Consider the following 15,957-nt stretch of genomic DNA (forward strand, 5'->3'; position numbering starts at 1 on the left):
CGAATCAAAAACAAAGGACGTCCTTCTCCCATGCGCATCGACCTGATCCCCGCCGGCGACAGCCCGCCCGACAGCCTGAACGTCCTGATCGAAGTGCCGATCGGCGGCGAACCGGTGAAATATGAGTTCGACAAGGCCTCGGGCGCGCTGTTCGTCGACCGTTTCCTGCACACTCCGATGCGCTATCCCGCCAACTATGGCTTCGTCCCGCATACGCTGGGCGAAGATGGCGATCCGCTCGACGCCCTCGTCGTGGCGCGCTCGCCGATCGTCGCGGGCGCGGTGGTCAAGTGCCGGCCGATCGGGGTGCTGCTTATGGAAGACGATGCCGGCGGCGACGAGAAATTGCTCTGCGTGCCGGTCAACAAGACCTTTCCCTATTATTCGGACGTCGTGAGCTACAAGGACATGCCGCCGATCGTGCTGCAGCAGATCGAGCATTTCTTCACCCACTATAAGGATCTCGAGCCCGGCAAATGGGCGAAGCTCAACGGCTGGGGCGACGTCGACGAGGCCAAGCGCATCATCGTCGAATGCATCGAGCGGGCCAAGCAGGTAGGCTACTGAGGCTCGCTGCCCTCGCGCCGGCGGGGGCTGCTGGGCGCCTTGCGCGGCGCCGTCGCGGCCTGGGCCTTGGGCTTGGCGACCGTCACCGGCCGCGTCGCCGCTTCGGGCAGATCGCGGACATGCACGTCGCGCTGCGGGAACGGGATTTCGATCCCCGCGGCCTGGAACTTGTCCCAGATGCTGAGGAACACGCCGCCCTTGATGTTGCCGACCCCGCCCTCGGGATCGGTGATCCAGAAGCGCAGCTCGTGGTCGACGCTGCTGTCGCCGAAGCCGGTGATCCAGCACACCGGCGCCGGTTCCTCGAGCACGCGTTTCGATTCCTTCGCCGCCTCGATCATCAGTTTTTGCGCGAGCCTGAGGTCGGTGTCGTAAGCGACCCCGATCGCGATCTTCACGCGCACCGCGCGGCTCGAATAGCTCCAGTTCTCGACCTCCTGGGTCATCAGATTCTCGTTGGGAATCAGATGCTCCTTGCCCTCGCGGGTGATCACCGACACCGCGCGCACCCCGATCTTGTTGACCCAGCCGAAGCTGTCGCCGACGACGATGACATCACCCGGCTTGATCGAGCGGTCCATCAACAGGATGATCCCGGCAATCAGATTGCCGACCGTTTTCTGCAGACCGAAACCGATCGCCAGCCCCATGGCGCCGGTGAAGACCGCAAAGGCGGTGAGGTCGATGCCGAGCATGTCGATGCCGACAAAAAACGCCGCGACGATAATCACCACGGTCGAAATCTTCTCGATCAGCAGCCGCTGGGTCGGGTCGAACCGATCGCTGCCCTTGATCACCCGCCGCACCACGCGGCTGGCCAGCCGGACGAGCGTGAACAGGATCACCACGGTCAGCACGATGTTGATCGCCGACAGCATCGAGAAATGCCGCGCCCCGATCGAGAAGCCAACGCTGTCGAGCCGTTCCTGCAGCGTTTCGAGGCCGCCGACCGCGCGCGACAGCATGACGACGAGCGCCACGAACGCCCCGGCGAGCGCCAGACCATCGCCCAGCCCGACCCCGACCAGGATATTGCGGACCAGCACCGCGACGCTGATCGCCAGCACGACGTCGAGCAGCAGCAGCGCATAGGGATCCCACGGCCATGCAGCGATGACGATCGCGACGACCAGCATCGCGCTGAGCCAGCCGACCATCGCCGCGGCGCGCGCGGTGAGCGGGCCGGGGGCACCGAACTCATGCCCGTGCAGCCAGTCGGCGAGCCGGGTGCCGAGCCGCCGCTTGACCAGCCAGCCGATGCCGAGCGCCGCCGCGCCGAGCGCCGCGGCGGCGGCAAGTTCGGCCAGCCGCGCGTCGGCGAGCTGCGGAAAGCCGAGGCGCACGGCGAGATCGTCGAGCCAGGTCATGCCGCGCCCATCGCCGCAAAACCGCGCGCGAGGTCGGCGATCAGGTCGGCGGGATCCTCCAGCCCGATCGACAGGCGCACCAGCGCGTCGGGCTCTTGCCACGTCGTCGCGGTGCGCACCGGATCGCTCGGTACGACCAGGCTTTCATAGCCGCCCCAGCTGAAGCCGATACCGAAATGCGCAAGCGCGTCGATGAAGCGCGTCCGCGCCACATCGTCGGCACCCTTCAGGGTAAAACCGAACAGCCCGCTCGCCCCGTTGAAATCGCGTTGCCAGATGGCGTGGCCGGGGTCGCCGGGCAGCGCCGGATGCAGCACGCGCCCGACCTCCACCCGGCTGGTCAGCCAATCGGCGACCTTGCGGGCGTTTTCGCCGTGGCGCTGCATCCGCACGTCGAGGGTGCGCAGCCCGCGCAACATCAGCGCGCAATCGTCGGGCGACACCGACTGGCCGAGTTGATACGCCGCGCTGCGCAGCCGCGGCCACACCGCTTTCGTGGCGGTCAGCGATCCCATCATCGCATCGCTGTGCCCGCCGACATATTTGGTCAGGCTCATCATCGTCACATCGACCCCGTGCGCGAGCGCGGGAAAGAGCAACGGCGTCGCCCAGGTGTTGTCGAGCATCGTCAGCACGCCGCGGTCGCGCGCGGCGCGGGTGATTGCGGGGACATCCTGCACCTCGAAGGTCAGACTGCCCGGCGATTCGAGGAAGATCAATCTGGTTTGCGGGGCAATCAGATCGGCAATGCCCGCGCCCACCAGCGGATCGTAATAGGTCGTCGTCACGCCGTAGCGCTTCAGCAGTCCGTCGCAAAAGGCGCGCGTCGGTTCATAGGCGCAGTCGACCATCAGCAAATGGTCGCCCGGCGCCAGCAGCGCGAGCAGCCCCGCCGAATTGGCCGCGACCCCCGACGGATAGAGCAACGTCCCCTCGGCGCCGGGCTCCATCCCGGTCAGCGCATCGGCGAGCGCCCACACCGTCGGCGTCCCGCGCCGCCCATAATAGAGCCGGTCGTGGGTGGCATGGCCGCGCGCCTTCAGGTCGGCGATGCTGTCGTAAAGGATCGTTGAGGCGCGCCACACCGGCGGGTTGACGACCCCGCCACCCAGCCGCGGATCGCCGGTCCACTCGGGCCGCCGCCCGCCCTGCACCAGTTTTGTCGCGGGGCGAAGGGTTTCGTCGTCGCTCTTGCTCATCGGTCCCTGTTAGCGGACCCCGGTGCAAAATCCAGTAGGCGGGCGCCAGGCTCGCGCAGCGGGCGATTCAAATATCTCACACGAAGGCACAAAGGCACGAAGAGGCTGTGCACGCAGGGGCGGTCTTGCCCCGAAAACTTTGTGCCTTCGTGCCTTTGTGTGATTCAAAAAAACGCGCCCGCAGAGCATCGAATTGCCGGCGGTTTTGACAAGGGTTCGCGCAAAGACGGCGCTGCGCGCGCGAGTTTCGCCCCCGCGCTAAAGCCTCAGGCCGCGCCGGTCGCCTTGGGGGTTGCCGGGTCGGCGCCCCATTCGGTCCAGCTGCCGTCGTACACCGCGACATCGTCCTTGCCGAGCAGGTGGGCGCCGAATGCCAGCACCGTCGCGGTCATGCCGCTGCCGCAACTGGTGACGAGCGGCTTGTCGAGGTCGATCCCGGCGGCGTCGAATGCCGCTTTCAGCGCCGCGTCGCGCTTCCACGTTCCGTCGGCGTTGAACAGCTCGCCAAAGGGCAGGTTGCGCGAACCAGGGATGTGCCCCGGAGCCATGCCGGGTCGGGGGTCGCGTTCTTCGCCGGTGAAGCGTGCAGTGGACCGTGCATCGAGCACCTGTTCGGCACTGCTCGCGACATTCGCCAGCATCTCGTCCTTGGTGCGCACCGCCTTGGCATCGCGCCAGACGGTGAAGTGGCGGTGACGCAGCGTCTGCTTGCCCATTTCGAGCGGTCGCCCCTCGGCCTTCCACTTGGCGAGGCCGCCGTCGAGCAGCGCGACATCGTGAGCGCCGAACAGCTTGAGCAGCCACCACGCGCGCGCCGCGCTTTTCAGCGGGCTGTCGTCATAGAGCACGATGCGGCTGCCGTCGCCCAGGCCGAGCGACTGCATGCGGCTGGCGAATTTCTCGGCCGGCGGCGCCATATTTTCGATGTCGCTGCTGGCGTCGGTCAGTTCGGCGAGGTCCATGAACACCGCGCCGGGGATGTGCCCCGCCTCATATTCGGCGCGCGCATCGCGCCCTTCGTCGGCGAGGAATTTCGTCGCATCGACGACCCGCAGGTCGGATGCCCCCAGTTCGCGTTCCAGCCAGTCGGTTGAGACCAAGGCGTCCATGTCATGCTCCTGTTGCGACCGTTCGGCGGAACCCGTCGTTGCGCGTCCCTGCCGCCGGCCATCCTGCTGTGGCTGTTATCTTTCCGGGGCGGTCGCCAGCCTATGCCCCCACCTTCGCTTTTTCAAGCGCAGTGCGCTCTGCCCCAGCCGATGCTGCACCGCAACAAAAAAGCGGCTGACGTCGACGGCAGGCCGGACTATTGCCCGCGGCGAACCGCGGTGGCGCGCGATCCGGGGCGATCGACGCGGTACGACGCGCGGTCGAGCGCCAGCGGCGCGAGCTTGTCGCCCGCCCCGGCGGCGGGTTCACGGCCGAGCACAAAGCTGCCCGCGACCTGCCCGAAACTGTCGTCGTCGCCGTCCCAATGATAGGTGACGTCGAACGCCATCACCGGGATCAGCATCGGTTTGCCGCCGATCATCAGCGGCTCGATCGTCGCGCGCGGCAGCATCACTTCGGTCTTCAGCCCTTCGCCCGCCCCCGGCGCCAGCGTCAGATCGTCGCGCAGCACGCTGCCGCCGGCGCCGTCGAAAAAGCGCGCGAGCACCGGCTCGGACATCGCCGATCCCTGGTTCAGCGCGACGCGGACGAGCACCCCGACCGCGGTGCTCGCGCCCTGGTTGACCAGATTGAGGGAAAAGCCGACCGCGACATGGTCGGGCAGGACGCGAATCGACTGGACGTCGAGCGCGATCGCGAGCAGCGCGCGCCGCTCGGGCGTCGGGCGGGTGACAAGCGGCGCGGCCGGTTGCGGTGCGCTGGCAGGCGCCGGCACCGCAGGCGCGGCCGGGCGCGGCGGCGCGGCGGGGGTCGGTGGCGTGGCGCGTGGCAGCGGGCGGGCCAAGGGACGCGGCGGTGCGGGCGGCGCGGCGGGTTCGGCCGGGGCGGGGCCCGCCGCCACCGGACGGCGGCGCCAGTACCACAGCCCGGCGCCGAGCGCCGCGAGCACCGCCAGCGCCCACGCCCACAGCGGCGTGCCACCCTGCCCGGTGGCGGGCGGCGCGGCGTCTTCAGAGGGCAGTGCGGCGACGTCGGCCGGCGCCGGATCGGGCGCGGAGGGCGAGAGGTCGAACGAGGGCGCCGCATCCTCGGTCGCGGGCGGCGCGGTGGGCGCCGCGTCGGTGTCATCGGCGTCGCGCGGCGCCGGAGCGGCGGCAGCCGGGGCGTCGCGGCGCGGGGTCGCGGGACTTTCCGCCGCGCGCGACGACGGCGCGGGCTGGGTCGGAATGACCCGCGGCGCGGCCGGGGTCGGGGTCGGGGTCCGGGTTGGCGTCCGGGTTGTCGGGGGCGCCGCTGGGCCGCGCTGTTCGCCCGGCGCCAGCGGCGGCAGCCCGTTGTCGGCCGGCCCCTGCACCCCCGGGGCGCGGCCATCGTCGGCGGGCGGCAGGCGAAAATCGATCGTCCGGCCGGTCGACGGCGCGGGGGTCGGTGCCGGCGTTTCGGTTTGCTGCGCGAGCGTCGGGTCCGCTGTGCCAAGCGCGAGCGCCGCCAGCGGCAACCACACCGCGGTCCGTCCCCGTCCGAATTGCCGTCCCGCCATGTGCTGCCCGCGATCCCAAAGTCTGTGCATCTGGTCCGGCGCCGCTGAATCGGCGCTGAACCCCTGGGCCGTCGCCATCCCGGATGACATCGGCCGCGCTGCGCACTAGACGAAAGCCATGAGTGATTCCAGCCATCCGCCGCTGATGCCCAAACATCTCGGCCAATCCAGCGAACTGCCTGCCTCGCCCGAGGCGGCGGTTCTCGACTATGTGCCCAATCCGCGCGCCGGCGAACTATACCTCGTCCGCTTCGCCGCGCCCGAGTTCACCTCGCTGTGCCCGGTGACCGGTCAGCCTGATTTTGCGCATCTCGTGATCGACTATGCACCGGGCGAGACGATCGTCGAATCGAAAAGCCTCAAGCTGTTCCTGGCGAGCTTTCGCAACCACGCCGGCTTTCACGAGGATTGCACCGTCGGCATCGGCCGCCGCCTGTTCGACGAGATGCAGCCGCAATGGCTGCGCATCGGCGGTTACTGGTATCCGCGCGGCGGCATTCCGATCGACGTCTTCTGGCAATCGGGGGCGCCGCCCGCGGCGCTGTGGCTGCCCGATCAGGGCGTCGCGCCATATCGCGGTCGCGGCTAAGACACGCTCCGCCGCGAAAATTCATCTTCCCGTCACAATTTGTTGACATTAGTGTAAGCGATATGACCGCAGCCTCGCTCCCCCACGACCACCGCATCGCCGTCGGCGCCGACCAGATCGATTTCATGGGGCACGTCAACAACGCCCATTATCTGAGCTGGGTGCAGGAAGCGGTGCTGTCGCACTGGCGCCATATTGCGCCGCCCGACGCAGTCGCGGCGCATCTGTGGGTCGCGCTGAAGCACGAGATCACCTATCGCCGCCCCGCCTTCCTCGACGATCAGGTCATCGCGACGGTGATCCTGGAAAAGGTGCAGGGCGCGCGCGCCTTTTACGAAACGATCATCAAGCGCGGCGAAGATGTGCTGGCCGAGGTCAAATCGAGCTGGTGCTGCATCGACGCCGAAACCCTGCGCCCGGCGCGGCTGGCGAGCGACGTGATCGCGCGCTTCTTTCCGACCGAAAAACACTGACCGCCCGCCAAGCGGCACAAGGCGCGCGCATATTCGGCGCGCATCGTCCCGTCGCGCTTGACTCCGCGCCGCGGCATCCCAATGTCACCGCCGACCACGATCCCCTCAATGAAAGGATGCCCCATGACGATCCAGACCGGAGACAAGCTGCCCGACGCCAAGCTGGTGAAGGTGACCGAAAACGGCCCCGAACAGGTCAGCGCGGCGGACTATTTCAAGGACCGCAAGGTCGCACTCTTCTCGGTTCCCGGCGCCTTCACCCCGACCTGCTCGGCCAAGCACCTGCCGGGCTTCGTCGACAAGGCCGCCGAACTGAAGGCCAAGGGCGTCGATGAAATCGTCTGCACCGCGGTCAACGACGCCTTCGTCATGGGCGCGTGGGGCAAGAGCGCCAACGCCGGCGACAGCATCACCATGCTCGCCGACGGCAACGCCGATTTCGCCTCGGCGGTCGGGCTGACCATGGACGGCAAGGCGTTCGGCATGGGCCAGCGTGGCCAGCGCTTTTCGATGATCGTCAACGACGGCGTCGTCGAACAGCTCAACGTCGAAGCCCCCGGCGAGTTCAAGGTGTCGAGCGCCGACCATATGCTCGAGCAGCTGTAACAACCTCATCCTCCCTGTCGCGCAGCGATGGGGAGGGGACCGTCCGCGTAGCGGATGGTGGAGGGGCCGCGACGGTTGCGCCAAGGCCCCTCCGTCAGCGCTTCGCGCTGCCACCTCCCCATCGCTGCGCGACAGGGAGGATCTGTCGCCCGCCCCCCTTCCCTTTTGTCACAATTTCGTGCAAGAGCGCCGCGATGACATCCAACTCATCGCACCCATCCGACATCGCCGACCCTACCGCCCTCGTCGAAGAGGTGCTGGCCGAACTGCAGGCGAAATTCCGCGCCTCGGTCGCCGCGCTCAAATCGGCGATCGCCGCATATGTCCGCGACCGCACCCTGCCGCCCGCCGACGCCGCATCCACCGGGCTGTTCGACTATCCGGCGCTCCGCCTTGTCACCACCGGCGAGCGGCGCGAGGGGCAGGCGGGGCATAATCTGGCGTTCGGGCGTTTCGAGCGCGCGGGCGAATTCGTCACCACCGTGACCCGCCCCGATCTGTTCGAAGATTATCTGCGCGATCAGCTGCTGCTGCTCGTCCGCCATTACGACGTCGAGCTGTCGGTGACGCGCACCGGCCAGCAGATCCCCTTTCCCTATGTGCTCGACGCCAGCGACGGGTCGGACATGGGCGGGGTGACCCCGCTCGAACTGGCGCGCCATTTCCCGACCACCGAACTTGCCGACATCGGCGACGAACTCGCCGACGGGCTGTTCGGCATGGACCCGTCCGCGGCGCAGCCGCTGGCGCTGTTCGACGCGCTGCGCACCGACTTTTCGCTCGCGCGGCTGCGCCATTACACCGGCACCGCGCCCGAACATTTCCAGCGCTACATCTTGTTCACCAACTATCATCGCTATGTCGATGAATTTGTGTCGTGGGCGGCGGCGCAGGTCGGCGAGGGCCGCTACACCGCGCTCGCCGGCGCCGCGGGCCTCTATGTCGACCGGCCGGGGGTGAACGCCAGCGCGCTCGTCGCCGACAGCGCGTGGCGGCGGCACCAGATGCCCGCCTATCATCTTATCGCGCCCGACGGCGGCGGCATCACCCTCGTCAACATCGGCGTCGGCCCGTCGAACGCCAAGACGATCTGCGACCATCTCGCGGTGCTGCGGCCCGAGGCGTGGCTGATGATCGGCCATTGCGGCGGGCTGCGACCCAGCCAGCGGATCGGCGACTATGTGCTCGCGCACGCGTACCTCCGCGACGACCATATCCTCGACGCGGTGCTGCCGGTCGCGATCCCGATCCCGCCGATCGCCGAAGTGCAGCAGGCACTGGCGAGCGCCGCCGAATCGGTCTCGGGCGCCACCGGCGCCGACCTGAAAAAGCGCATGCGCACCGGCACCGTCGTCACCACCGACGACCGCAATTGGGAGCTGCGCTACACCGATTCGGCGCTGCGTTTCTCGCAGTCGCGCGCGATCGGCATCGACATGGAATCGGCGACGATCGCCGCGCAGGGTTATCGCTTCCGCGTCCCTTACGGCACCCTGCTGTGCGTCAGCGACAAGCCGCTCCACGGCGAACTGAAGCTCCCCGGACAGGCGAACCGCTTTTACGAGGAAGCGATCGCCGCGCACCTCCAGATCGGCATCCGCGCCTGCGAGACGATGCGCGACGAAGGCGCCAAGCTGCACAGCCGCAAATTGCGCGCGTTTAACGAGCCGCCCTTCCGTTGAGCGATGCGCCCGATCGCTCGCGCAGCGTGGCCGGCCGCGTTGCGATCGTCACCGGCGCGGCGAGCGGCATGGGCCGCGCGACCGCGCTGCTGCTGGCGCGCGAGGGCGCGAAGGTCGCGGTCACCGATCTCGACCTGGCGGCGTGTGAAGTTGTCGCGCGCGAAGCCGACGCCAATGCCAAGGCCTTCGCGCTCGACGTGTCCGACGGCGAGGCGATCAAGCGCACCGTCGCCGCGATCGCCGGCCACTTCGGCAGCGTCGATATCCTGATCAACAACGCCGGCGTATCGAGCTTCGCGGCGCTCGACGCCGCCGATTACGACGACGTCTGGACGCGCGCGATCGCGGTGATGCTGACCGCGCACCAGCGCATGGTCCGCGCCGCATTGCCCTGGCTGCGCGCCAGCGATGCGCCGCGCATCGTCAACATCGCCTCGACCGAAGGGCTCGGTGCGACGCCGGGCGATACCCCCTATGTCGCGGCTAAATCGGGCGTCGTCGGGCTGACCCGCGGCCTCGCGGTCGATCTTGGACGCGACGGCATCACGGTCAACTGCATCTGTCCCGGCCCGATCCACACCGGCATGACCGACAAGGTGCCGGGCGCGGACAAGGTCGTCTTTGCCAAACGGCGCACCGCGCTGCGCCGGTACGGCGAGCCCGAGGAGGTCGCGCACATGACGCTGAGCCTCGTGCTGCCGGCGGCGAGCTATATCACCGGCGCGGCGATCCCGGTCGATGGCGGGCTGATGGCGCGCAACGCCTGATCGGTCGATTGCGGGGGCGCCAACGCTTCCGGACCGGCAAGACCAACGGCCTTATACGTACATTCCGGCGCGCAGATTGATCCCGTGCTCGAGCCAGGCCTTGAGCGCGCAGAGCATCTGCGACCAGCCCTGACAATTGCCATAGGAGGCGCTGAGCGCGCCCTGATTTTCGCGCCAGCCCTCTTCGGCGATCTCGACCAGCGTGCGGCCGTCGTCGAGCGCCTTGAAACTCATCGTCACGCGGGTGCGGTAGTCGGCATCCTTCGGCTCGCTGCCCGCGACATTGTGCGCCTTACCCTCGCTCGCCTGCCATTCGAGCACGATCGTCGCGTCCTCGACGACCTCGATCACATGGACCGGAAAGGCGCCGGGGAAATCGTGAAAGTCCCACGTCACCGTGGCCCCGGTCGCCAGCCGCCCCTGCGCGCCGCCGGTGGTGAAATAGTGCGACAGCTGTGCGGGATCGGCGACCGCCTCGAACACCTCGTGCACCGGTTTGGCGATCCGCGCCGCGACCCTGAATTTCAGTTCCATGTCGATTCTCCGCTTGAGTCGCGCCTCATTATGTTATAATTCTATAACATGTCAATTCACGAACCGTTCGACGCGATTTTCAAGGCGCTTGCCTCGCCGGTGCGGCGGCAGATCCTCGACGATCTGAAGGACCAGCCGCTGACCACCGGGGCGCTGTGCGGGCATTTCGCCGACATCGACCGCTGCACGGTGATGCAGCATCTGAAGGTGCTGGAGGAGGCCGGGCTGGTGATCGCCGAGCGGCGCGGGCGCGAGCGCTGGAACCACCTCGATGCGATGCCGATCCAGGAAATCCACGACCGCTGGATCGGCCCCCACGCCGCCGCCGCGACTGCACGGCTGGCACGGTTCAAGCACAGCGTGGAGGCGGGACAGGTTTAGGCCGGGGTGGCCACAACAAAATGGGGCCGGGAATCGCTCCCCGGCCCCTTCGTTCATGACATCCGGCGTCTCACCAGCCCGTCGGCTTGCCCTTATTCTGTTCGTCGAGCCAGGCTTTCAGCGGCGCGAAATAGTCGGCCATCGCCTTGCCGGACATTTCGCGGCTGCCGGTGAAGGCTTCGAGCGCATCGGGCCACGGCTTCGAAGCGCCCATTTCGAGCATCGCGTTGAGCTTCGCGCCGACCTCCTTGTTGCCATAGAAGGAACAGCGGTGGAGCGGCCCGGTCCACCCCGCCTGCTTGCACGCCGCTTCGTAGAACTGGAACTGCAGCACGCGCGCTAGGAAATAGCGGGTGTAGGGCGTGTTGCCGGGGATGTGATATTTCGCCCCCGCGTCGAAGGCGTTCGCGGGACGCTCGCCCGGCGGGACGATGCCCTGATATTGGGTGCGCAGCTGGGTCCACGCCGTGTTGTAATCGGCGGGCTTGATCGTCCCGTCGAAGACCCCCCAGCGCCAGCGGTCGATCAGCAGCCCGAACGGCAGGAACGCCACCTTGTCCATCGCCTGGCGCAGCAGCAAGCCGATATCCTTGTCGGCGCTCGGCACCTTCGCCTTGTCGAGCAGCCCGATGTCGACGAGATATTGCGGGGTGATCGACAGCGCGACGAAATCGCCGATCGCTTCGTGGAAGCCGTCGTTGGCGCCGTTGAGGTAGAGGAACGGCTGCTCGTTATAGGCGCGCTGGTAATAATTGTGGCCAAGCTCGTGGTGGATGGTGATGAAGTCGTCGGCGTTCACCTTGATGCACATCTTGATGCGGATATCGTCCTTGTTGTCGATATCCCAGGCCGAGGCGTGGCAGATGACCTCCCGGTCGGCGGGCTTGGTGAACTGGCTGCGTTTCCAGAAGGTGTCGGGCAGCGGCGCCATGCCGAGCGAGGAATAGAAATTCTCGCCCGCCTTGACCATGTCGAGCGGCTTTTTGCCCTGTGCGGTGAGCAGGTCGCCGATGTCGTAGCCGAGGTCGCCGGCGCCCGCCGGCGCGACGAGCGGGTAGATATTGCCCCATTCCTGCGCCCACATATTGCCGAGCAGATCGGCGCGGATCGGGCCGGTCTTGGGCTGCACCGCGTCGCCATATTTCTCGTTCAGCTTCCAGCGCGTATAGGTGTGGAGCGCCATGTAGAGCGGCTTCATATCCTGCCAGATTTTTTCGGTGAGTTCGGCGAACTGTTCTGGCGGCATGTCGTAGCCCGACCGCCACATCGCGCCGGTGTCGGCAAAGCCAAGCTCTTCGGCGCCCTGGTTCGCGATCCCGACCATGCGGGCATAATCATCCTTCATCGGCGCGCCGACATTGTCGTGCCAGCTCGTCCACATCTCGGCATATTCGGCGGGGGTGCGCTCGAGGTTGCCCATTTCGGCCTCGATGTCCGATCCCGAGATTTCCTTGCCGTTCAGCGTGCCGCGGCCCTTGCCATATTGCGACTGCAGGTTGGTCGCGATCTGGTTGAGTTCGGTCGCGGCGCCCGGCGTCGTCGGCGCGGGCAAGACGAGCCCGGTGCGCAGGATGTTGAGCTTGCGCTGCGTGTCGGCGCTGAGCCCCGGGACGTCGATATATTTGGCCGCCTCGAGCGCATATTTCACCGACTTCTCGGTGCCGACGGCGTTGATCCGCGCCGCCATCGCGTCGGTATCCTCGGTGATATAGGTCGCGTTGACCCAGTTCACCTGGCTCGCCTCGACCGTATAGTCGAACAAATCCTTTTCGGCCGCGGCGATAAAGGCGTCGGCGTCGGCCGCGGTCGGCTTGGCGGCAGCGGCGGGCGCGGCGGCGGGCTTTTGCGCGGCCAGCGCGGGGGCGGCCAGCGCGAGCGAAACGGCCAGCGACAGCGTCGAAATCATGGCTTTCATGGGGTGCGTCCTCTGTATCTTGATCGCGCTCTGTGGCGCAATGCCGGCAATCTGGACCGCCGGGCCGACCCGGTCAACCCGTCAGAAAGTCGGCGATCGCTTCGCCCATCGCCGGCTCCGTAACGCTCGACATATGGGTGCCGGGGATGGTGACGAGCCGCGCGTCGGGCAACGCCGCGGCCAGCTCCGCCGCCGAGCCATTGTCGTGGTCCTGCTCGCCGCACACGAGCAGGACCGGCATGGTGAGCGCCGCGAGCATCTCGGGCGGGGTGTCGGTGAAGGTATCGAGCAGCAGCGACGCGGCGACGCGGTCGACCTTCATCGTCTTCATGAACTGGATCGACAGCCAGATGTCGTCGCCGCGCTTGGCGCTGTCGAAATCGGCGAGCGCGCGCTTGAAAAACGCGCCGCGCCGCTGCCATCCGGCAAGCCCCGCCAGCCCCATGCCGCCGAGGATCAGCCGCTGCGGACGCAGCCCAGCGACGACGGCGCGGACGCTGGTGCGCGCGCCGAGCGAAAAGCCGCCGAGGTCGAAGCGATCGAGGCCAAGGTGGGCGACGAGATCGTTGAGGTCGTCGACCAGCACGTCGGCCGGGTACTGCCCCGGATCGTGCGGCGCCGCGCTCGCGCCGTGGACGCGCAGGTCGGGCATGATGACGCGAAAGCCCGCCTCGGCGATGCGCGCCGCGGTGCCGAACTTGATCCAGTTGACCTCGGCGCTGGAAAACAGCCCGTGGAGCAGCACGACCGGCGCCCCGGCGCCCATCTCGCGCCACGCGAGGCGGACGCCGTCGCGCGCCTCGAAAAAACGGGGGTCGCTCATCGCGGGCGCAGGCCCTTCTGCTCCATCCGCCATCTTGCCATCTCGATGCGGTCCTGGCCGAAGAAGGGCTCGCCATCGAGCACCAGCGTCGGCACGCCCCAATGGCCCGCAATTTCGAGCGCGACCTGGTTGGCGGCGATTTCGGTGTCGAGCGCCGCGGCATCGGCCTCCGCCTCGGCGTCGAGCTCGGCGAGGTTGAGCCCGGCGCGGCGCGCGGCGCCGGCGAGGTGATCGCCAAGATGCCAGTCCTGCGCCCCGCCCCAGATCAGCTGCGCCGCCTCGTGCGCGAAAGCCAGGCTCTTGCCGCGCCGCGACGCCGCCTGCCCGAGCCGGGTGAGGCGGTAGATATAAGGCTGCTCGGCGGCGATTTCGCGCGTCGCGACATTCTGGACGATCGGGTCGGGGCGCGGCGGGCCGAAGGGAATGCCGTGGAACTGCGCGACGCGAATCATGTCGCGCATCGTATAGCTCAGCCAGTTGGGATGGGCGCGTTCGAAGAAATCGGGCTGGCGCACCGCCAGCGGATACACCGGCCGCAAATTGATCGCGACGTCGTGACTCGCCGCGAGCGCCCGGTAGCGGGCGATCGCGAGATAGCTGTACGGCGAACGGAACGACCAGAAGAGGTCTGCGACAAGACTCATGGCGCACATCCTGACCAAAATGGCGCGAGGTGCAAGCATTGTCGGGAAAGTTTACACCGAATCGGAAGGATTTGCGGATCGAAAAGGTGTCGCAAAGCCGGTGTTGAATATAGTAGCATTTGCTATTATATGCCATGCCATGAGCGAGGCGATAGGATTCCTGCTGAACGACACGGCGCGGATGTTCCGCCGCGCCTTCAACGCGCGCACGCGCGCAAGCGGGATCACCGCGCTGCAGACGCGGGTGCTGATCTATCTTTCGCGTCATCCCGGCATCCGCCAGGGGCCGCTGGCCGAACTGATCGAGGTCGAGCCGATCACCCTGTCGCGGATGGTCGACCGGCTGGCCGAGGCCGAACTGGTCGAGCGCCGCGCCGATCCGACCGACCGTCGCGCCTGGCTGTTGTTCCTGACCGACGCGGCCGAGCCGCTGCTCGGCGACCTGCGCCAGACCTCGCAGGCGGTCGTCGACGAGGCGACCGAAGGCATGAGCGACGCCGAGCGCGAGCAACTGGCGGCGCTGGTCGAGCGCGTCCGCGCCAACCTGTCGCGCCGCATCTGCCAAAAAGAAGAAGAGACCGCCTGATGGACCAGCTCTCCCCCACCCGCCCGACCGCCGAGGACGCCGCGCCCGCGCGCGCGCCGAAGGCCGATCCGCTGCCCCCCACTGCCCCCCCGGTGGCTGCCGACCCTGCGCTGAAACCCGCATGGCGCGCCCGCGCGCTGATGTTCGGCCTGCCCGCGCTGCTGATCGCCGCGGGCGGCTGGTACTGGCTGACCAGCGGCGGGTCGGTGTCGACCGACAACGCCTATGTCCAGATGGACAAGGTGTCGGTCGCCGCCGAAGTCGGCGGGCGGATCACCGAAGTGGCGGTGCGCGACGGCCAGCTCGTCGAAAAAGGCCAGCTTTTGTTCCGGATCGACGGCGAGCCCTATCGGCTGAACGTCGCGCAGGCGACCGCGGCGATCGACGCGGCGCAGGTCGAGGTCGGCAATCTGTCGGCGAGCGCCAACACGTCGAGCGTCGACATCGCCGCGGCGCGCGAGGACGTCGCCTTCGCACAGGTCAATTTTTCGCGGCAGGCGGCGCTGATGGAAAAGGGCTTTACCACCAGGGCCGCCTATGATGCCTCGCGTCACGCGGTGAGCCAGGCGCGCGAACGCGTGCGCCAGGCCGAGGCCGCCGCCGTCGAGGCGCGCGCCAAGCTGGCCGCCGGTCCCGCCAGCGGGGTCAATCCGCAGGTCGAGGCGGCGCGCGTCCAGCGCGCGCAGGCCGAGGTCGACCTGAACCGCACCGAGGTGCGGAGCCCGAGCGCGGGCCGTGTCGCGCAGTCCGACCGGCTCCAGATCGGCCAGATGATGGTCGCCGGGCTGCCCGCAGTTACCCTGGTCGACACCGCGCACCCGTGGGTCGAGGCGAATTTCAAGGAGACCGACCTTGCCGCCATGCGCATCGGCCAGCGCGCCGAAATCACCTTCGACGCCTACCCGGGGCTGACCGTGCTCGGCCATGTGCTGACGATCGGCGCCGGGACGGGCAGCGAATTTTCGGTGCTGCCAGCGCAGAACGCCACCGGCAACTGGGTCAAGGTGACGCAGCGGGTGCCGGTCAAGATCGCCTTCGACGAAAAGCCGGCGCGCGAGATGATCGCCGGGCTGTCGGCCGATGTCCGGGTGTTCACGAGCGGCGGTGCGGTGGCGGGGAAGTAGGGTGCCGACACTTCGCGCCATCCTATCCCTACCCTTTAGGGGAGGGCAGC

17 protein-coding genes are annotated in these 15,957 nt (G+C 67.8%); 9 read left to right on the forward strand and 8 right to left on the reverse strand.

Going from position 1 to position 15,957, the window contains the following annotated elements; all coding sequences use genetic code 11:
• Nucleotides 1-30 precede the first annotated feature (30 nt).
• Nucleotides 31-567 (forward strand): inorganic diphosphatase, encoded by a 537-nt coding sequence (gene ppa / locus HEQ22_RS14910; protein ID WP_432768628.1) that lies wholly within the window; start codon nt 31-33, stop codon nt 565-567.
• Here ppa and HEQ22_RS14915 read toward each other — a convergent pair.
• The 4 genes from HEQ22_RS14915 to HEQ22_RS14930 all read right to left on the reverse strand — a co-directional run bounded on the left by HEQ22_RS14915 (nt 561) and on the right by HEQ22_RS14930 (nt 5,861).
• Nucleotides 561-1,934, reverse strand: coding sequence for a mechanosensitive ion channel family protein (locus HEQ22_RS14915; protein WP_432768629.1), 1,374 nt, complete (start codon nt 1,932-1,934; stop codon nt 561-563). The genes ppa and HEQ22_RS14915 overlap by 7 nt on opposite strands.
• Nucleotides 1,931-3,133: a cystathionine beta-lyase gene (metC, locus tag HEQ22_RS14920; protein WP_432768630.1), complete on the reverse strand. Its 1,203-nt coding sequence runs from the start codon at nt 3,131-3,133 to the stop codon at nt 1,931-1,933. Before metC ends, HEQ22_RS14915 begins: the two co-directional genes overlap by 4 nt.
• Nucleotides 3,134-3,399: 266 nt before the next feature.
• Nucleotides 3,400-4,242 carry a 3-mercaptopyruvate sulfurtransferase gene (gene sseA / locus HEQ22_RS14925; RefSeq protein ID WP_432768631.1) on the reverse strand — a complete coding sequence of 281 codons (843 nt, stop codon included), beginning with the start codon at nt 4,240-4,242 and terminating at the stop codon, nt 3,400-3,402.
• A 197-nt stretch (nt 4,243-4,439) separates the two neighbouring features.
• The gene (locus HEQ22_RS14930) at nt 4,440-5,861 is read right to left on the reverse strand and encodes a hypothetical protein (protein WP_432768632.1); all 1,422 of its coding nucleotides are present in this window, start codon (nt 5,859-5,861) and stop codon (nt 4,440-4,442) included.
• A gap of 40 nt (nt 5,862-5,901) precedes the next feature.
• On the opposite strand from HEQ22_RS14930, the gene queF reads away from it, so the two are divergent.
• The 5 genes from queF (at nt 5,902) to HEQ22_RS14955 (ending at nt 9,900) form a co-directional block, all read left to right on the forward strand.
• Nucleotides 5,902-6,372: a preQ(1) synthase gene (gene queF, locus HEQ22_RS14935; RefSeq protein ID WP_432768633.1), complete on the forward strand. Its 471-nt coding sequence runs from the start codon at nt 5,902-5,904 to the stop codon at nt 6,370-6,372.
• A 62-nt stretch (nt 6,373-6,434) separates the two neighbouring features.
• Nucleotides 6,435-6,845, forward strand: a complete 411-nt coding sequence (locus tag HEQ22_RS14940) for an acyl-CoA thioesterase (protein ID WP_432768634.1) — start codon at nt 6,435-6,437, stop codon at nt 6,843-6,845.
• Nucleotides 6,846-6,968: 123 nt separating this feature from the next.
• Nucleotides 6,969-7,451 carry a peroxiredoxin gene (locus HEQ22_RS14945; RefSeq protein WP_432768635.1) on the forward strand — a complete coding sequence of 161 codons (483 nt, stop codon included), beginning with the start codon at nt 6,969-6,971 and terminating at the stop codon, nt 7,449-7,451.
• Nucleotides 7,452-7,645: 194 nt separating this feature from the next.
• Nucleotides 7,646-9,133, forward strand: coding sequence for an AMP nucleosidase (locus tag HEQ22_RS14950; RefSeq protein WP_432768636.1), 1,488 nt, complete (start codon nt 7,646-7,648; stop codon nt 9,131-9,133).
• Complete coding sequence (locus tag HEQ22_RS14955) at nt 9,130-9,900, forward strand: SDR family NAD(P)-dependent oxidoreductase (RefSeq protein ID WP_432768637.1); 771 nt, start codon at nt 9,130-9,132, stop codon at nt 9,898-9,900. The genes HEQ22_RS14950 and HEQ22_RS14955 overlap by 4 nt, the downstream gene beginning before the upstream one ends.
• 51 nt (nt 9,901-9,951) lie before the next feature.
• Here the strand turns inward: HEQ22_RS14955 and HEQ22_RS14960 are convergent, their stop codons facing one another.
• Nucleotides 9,952-10,434 carry an SRPBCC family protein gene (locus tag HEQ22_RS14960; protein WP_432768638.1) on the reverse strand — a complete coding sequence of 161 codons (483 nt, stop codon included), beginning with the start codon at nt 10,432-10,434 and terminating at the stop codon, nt 9,952-9,954.
• Between the two features lie 48 nt (nt 10,435-10,482).
• Here HEQ22_RS14960 and HEQ22_RS14965 point away from each other — a divergent pair, with 48 nt between their 5' ends.
• Complete coding sequence (locus HEQ22_RS14965; RefSeq protein WP_432768639.1) at nt 10,483-10,815, forward strand: ArsR/SmtB family transcription factor; 333 nt, start codon at nt 10,483-10,485, stop codon at nt 10,813-10,815.
• A 70-nt stretch (nt 10,816-10,885) separates the two neighbouring features.
• Here the strand turns inward: HEQ22_RS14965 and HEQ22_RS14970 are convergent, their stop codons facing one another.
• The 3 genes from HEQ22_RS14970 to HEQ22_RS14980 form a co-directional block, all read right to left on the reverse strand.
• Complete coding sequence (locus HEQ22_RS14970) at nt 10,886-12,730, reverse strand: M2 family metallopeptidase (protein ID WP_432768640.1); 1,845 nt, start codon at nt 12,728-12,730, stop codon at nt 10,886-10,888.
• A gap of 73 nt (nt 12,731-12,803) precedes the next feature.
• Nucleotides 12,804-13,553, reverse strand: coding sequence for an alpha/beta fold hydrolase (locus HEQ22_RS14975; RefSeq protein ID WP_432768641.1), 750 nt, complete (start codon nt 13,551-13,553; stop codon nt 12,804-12,806).
• Nucleotides 13,550-14,197: a 2-hydroxychromene-2-carboxylate isomerase gene (locus tag HEQ22_RS14980; protein ID WP_432768642.1), complete on the reverse strand. Its 648-nt coding sequence runs from the start codon at nt 14,195-14,197 to the stop codon at nt 13,550-13,552. The genes HEQ22_RS14975 and HEQ22_RS14980 overlap by 4 nt, the downstream gene beginning before the upstream one ends.
• 139 nt (nt 14,198-14,336) lie before the next feature.
• Between HEQ22_RS14980 and HEQ22_RS14985 the strand changes: the two genes are divergently transcribed.
• A complete protein-coding gene (locus HEQ22_RS14985; RefSeq protein ID WP_432768643.1) occupies nt 14,337-14,783 on the forward strand; it encodes a MarR family winged helix-turn-helix transcriptional regulator in 447 nt (148 codons plus the stop codon).
• A complete protein-coding gene (locus HEQ22_RS14990; protein ID WP_432768644.1) occupies nt 14,783-15,907 on the forward strand; it encodes an HlyD family secretion protein in 1,125 nt (374 codons plus the stop codon). Before HEQ22_RS14985 ends, HEQ22_RS14990 begins: the two co-directional genes overlap by 1 nt.
• Nucleotides 15,908-15,957: the final 50 nt, after the last annotated feature.

The organism is Sphingopyxis sp. (assembly GCF_050916055.1).
Lineage (GTDB): Bacteria > Pseudomonadota > Alphaproteobacteria > Sphingomonadales > Sphingomonadaceae > Sphingopyxis.

Bases quoted from the DNA above. Each gene is read 5' to 3' on its own strand.
- HEQ22_RS14975 (WP_432768641.1), bottom strand. From the start codon at position 13,553: ATGAGCGACCCCCGTTTTTTCGAGGCGCGCGACGGCGTCCGCCTCGCG.
- HEQ22_RS14940 (WP_432768634.1), top strand. From the start codon at position 6,435: ATGACCGCAGCCTCGCTCCCCCACGACCACCGCATCGCCGTCGGCGCC.
- HEQ22_RS14930 (WP_432768632.1), bottom strand. From the start codon at position 5,861: ATGGCGACGGCCCAGGGGTTCAGCGCCGATTCAGCGGCGCCGGACCAG.
- HEQ22_RS14960 (WP_432768638.1), bottom strand. From the start codon at position 10,434: ATGGAACTGAAATTCAGGGTCGCGGCGCGGATCGCCAAACCGGTGCAC.
- HEQ22_RS14950 (WP_432768636.1), top strand. From the start codon at position 7,646: ATGACATCCAACTCATCGCACCCATCCGACATCGCCGACCCTACCGCC.
- HEQ22_RS14915 (WP_432768629.1), bottom strand. From the start codon at position 1,934: ATGACCTGGCTCGACGATCTCGCCGTGCGCCTCGGCTTTCCGCAGCTC.
- HEQ22_RS14945 (WP_432768635.1), top strand. From the start codon at position 6,969: ATGACGATCCAGACCGGAGACAAGCTGCCCGACGCCAAGCTGGTGAAG.
- queF (WP_432768633.1), top strand. From the start codon at position 5,902: ATGAGTGATTCCAGCCATCCGCCGCTGATGCCCAAACATCTCGGCCAA.
- HEQ22_RS14970 (WP_432768640.1), bottom strand. From the start codon at position 12,730: ATGAAAGCCATGATTTCGACGCTGTCGCTGGCCGTTTCGCTCGCGCTG.
- HEQ22_RS14985 (WP_432768643.1), top strand. From the start codon at position 14,337: ATGAGCGAGGCGATAGGATTCCTGCTGAACGACACGGCGCGGATGTTC.
- metC (WP_432768630.1), bottom strand. From the start codon at position 3,133: ATGAGCAAGAGCGACGACGAAACCCTTCGCCCCGCGACAAAACTGGTG.
- HEQ22_RS14990 (WP_432768644.1), top strand. From the start codon at position 14,783: ATGGACCAGCTCTCCCCCACCCGCCCGACCGCCGAGGACGCCGCGCCC.
- ppa (WP_432768628.1), top strand. From the start codon at position 31: ATGCGCATCGACCTGATCCCCGCCGGCGACAGCCCGCCCGACAGCCTG.
- HEQ22_RS14965 (WP_432768639.1), top strand. From the start codon at position 10,483: ATGTCAATTCACGAACCGTTCGACGCGATTTTCAAGGCGCTTGCCTCG.
- sseA (WP_432768631.1), bottom strand. From the start codon at position 4,242: ATGGACGCCTTGGTCTCAACCGACTGGCTGGAACGCGAACTGGGGGCA.
- HEQ22_RS14980 (WP_432768642.1), bottom strand. From the start codon at position 14,197: ATGAGTCTTGTCGCAGACCTCTTCTGGTCGTTCCGTTCGCCGTACAGC.